This is a genomic window from Synechococcus sp. R8-2 (assembly GCF_047461715.1).
Taxonomy (GTDB): Bacteria; Cyanobacteriota; Cyanobacteriia; order Thermostichales; family Thermostichaceae; genus Thermostichus.
On sequence record NZ_JANSHQ010000197.1, the window covers coordinates 1 to 2,161 of the forward strand.

The window sequence follows — 2,161 nt, forward strand, 5'->3', positions numbered from 1 at the left end:
GAGGGGCTGGGGGTGAGGGCAGCAACGCCGAAGACTTGGGGAGTACCTTAACCATTGCCACATGGCTTCTGAGCTGCTGACCAGTCCGAAAAACCCCTGGATCCGCAAGTTGCGGCAGTTGCACCGCAGCAAAGGCCGGCGGGAACAGGGCGCCTTTTTGGTGGAGGGATCCCACCTCATCGAAGAAGCCCTGCGAGTTGGCTGGCCCCTGCAGGCTCTCTGCTACACGCTTGAGTGGGCTGAGCGTTACCCACAATTGCTGGCCAATCTGCCCAAGAGTCTACGGCGGCAGGCCGTCAGCTCAGAAGTCATGGCAGCGCTCTGTACCACCGAGTCTCCCGAAGGAGCTGTGGCCGTGGCCGTCAGTTGGCAGATTTCCTCTCCCCCCCTGTCCAAGTTACGTTTGGGCCTTGTGGTGGAAACGCTGCAAGATCCAGGCAATTTGGGATCCCTAATCCGAGTCGTGGCCGCCGCAGGAGCCGACGGCCTTTGGCTAAGCGCAGACAGCGTCGATCCCGAAAACCCCAAAGTCTTGCGGGCCTCTGCCGGCCAGTGGTTTCGCCGTCCGCCCCAGGTCGTGCCCGACCTAGCCGCCTGGATCCAGAGCTGCCGTTGCCACGGGATCCAAGTCTTGGCTGCTACCCTCTCCCCCACAGCAAACTGCTACTGGGATCAAGATCTCACCCGCCCTACCCTTTTTCTCCTGGGCAACGAAGGAGCCGGCCTGAGGGAAGCGACCATCCAACAGGCCGATGCCCAGGTGCGGATCCCTATGGCCAAGGATGTGGACTCCCTCAATGTGGCCATGGCGGGTGGGCTGCTGCTCTACGAAGCCCTCAGACAAAGACGACAGCAGCTAGAGAGTTCTCCTCGGCTGGAGTAGCCCGCTTCGTCTCAAAACTCCTCATCGCCCTCAAAGATCGCGCCGTCAATCTCCTCCTCTCCGTCTTCCATTGCCCCCGGTTGGCTGGCAGAAACGGGTACCCCAGAAGATAGCTTCTCCCGCACAGCCCCTTCCACTTCCGCCAAGATCTCGGGATTTTCTTTCAAGTAAACGACCAAATTGTCCCGCCCTTGGGCAACATTTTCCTCCTTGTAGCTGTACCAAGAGCCGCGGCGCTTGAGAATGCCCATCTCCTCGGCCAGATCGATAATGCAGCCGATGTTGGAGATCCCTTGGCCGAAAATGATGTCAAATTCTGCCCGCCGGAAAGGGGGGGCAACTTTGTTTTTCACCACCTTGACCCGCGCTCGGATCCCGTATTCTTCCGCACCTTTTTTCAGGGTTTGAACGCGGCGAATATCCAGCCGCACCGATGCATAAAACTTGAGGGCATTGCCGCCTGTGGTGGTCTCCTGGGGGCCATAGCCTATACCGCCAATTTTGGAGCGCAATTGGTTTAAAAAAAGAACAATGGAGCCGGTTTTGCTGACGTTCCCGGCAATCTTGCGCAGCGCTTGGCTCATCAGGCGCGCCTGCAATCCCACATGGGCATCTCCCATATCCCCTTCGATCTCAGCCCGGGGCACCAACGCTGCTACCGAGTCCACCACCACGATATCCACAGCTGCCGAGCGCACCAACTGATCGACAATCTCCAGGGCGGCCTCCCCCGTGTCCGGCTGGGAGATCAACAGGTTTTGAATATCAACCCCCAAAGCTGCTGCGTAAGTGGGATCCAGCGCATGTTCCGCATCCACAAAAGCTGCCGTTCCCCCTTGTTTTTGCACTTCGGCGATGGCATGTAGGGCAATTGAAGTTTTCCCAGAAGATTCCGGCCCAAAGACTTCGATAATCCGCCCTTTTGGGTAACCTCCGCCCAAGGCCAAGTCGAGGGTGATGGCCCCACTGGGTATGGTCTCCACCCGCATCTGGGTGGCATCTCCCAGGCGCATGATTGCCCCTTTGCCGAAATTCCGCTCGATCTGGCTTAACACCTGCTCCAGGGCTTTGCGTTTTTCTGACTTCAATTTGTCCGAGTCATCAGCAGTGTTCACAGCAGAGGCTTTCCGGGCCATAACCCGCATCCCCCCCAGGAGTCGTGGTGGAAAATCGAGCCTGCATTCTAACATTGTCGCCTTGCTCTGAGCGGATCCCTCTCCCTCCAACTGCAGTCAGCTCGTACCTTGCCTCGGTTCCTAACTCCCCTCTCCCTCTGGG

2 protein-coding genes are annotated in these 2,161 nt (G+C 58.4%); one reads left to right on the forward strand and one right to left on the reverse strand.

Annotated features, from left to right (window positions below; translation table 11 throughout):
- Nucleotides 1-61: 61 nt before the first annotated feature.
- A complete protein-coding gene (locus NW819_RS05335; protein ID WP_414413115.1) occupies nucleotides 62-883 on the forward strand; it encodes a TrmH family RNA methyltransferase in 822 nt (273 codons plus the stop codon).
- Nucleotides 884-894: 11 nt separating this feature from the next.
- On the opposite strand, the gene recA is transcribed toward NW819_RS05335, so the two are convergent.
- Nucleotides 895-2,019, reverse strand: a complete 1,125-nt coding sequence (gene recA, locus NW819_RS05340) for a recombinase RecA (protein ID WP_414413116.1) — start codon at nucleotides 2,017-2,019, stop codon at nucleotides 895-897.
- Between the last annotated feature and the right edge of the window lie 142 nt (nucleotides 2,020-2,161).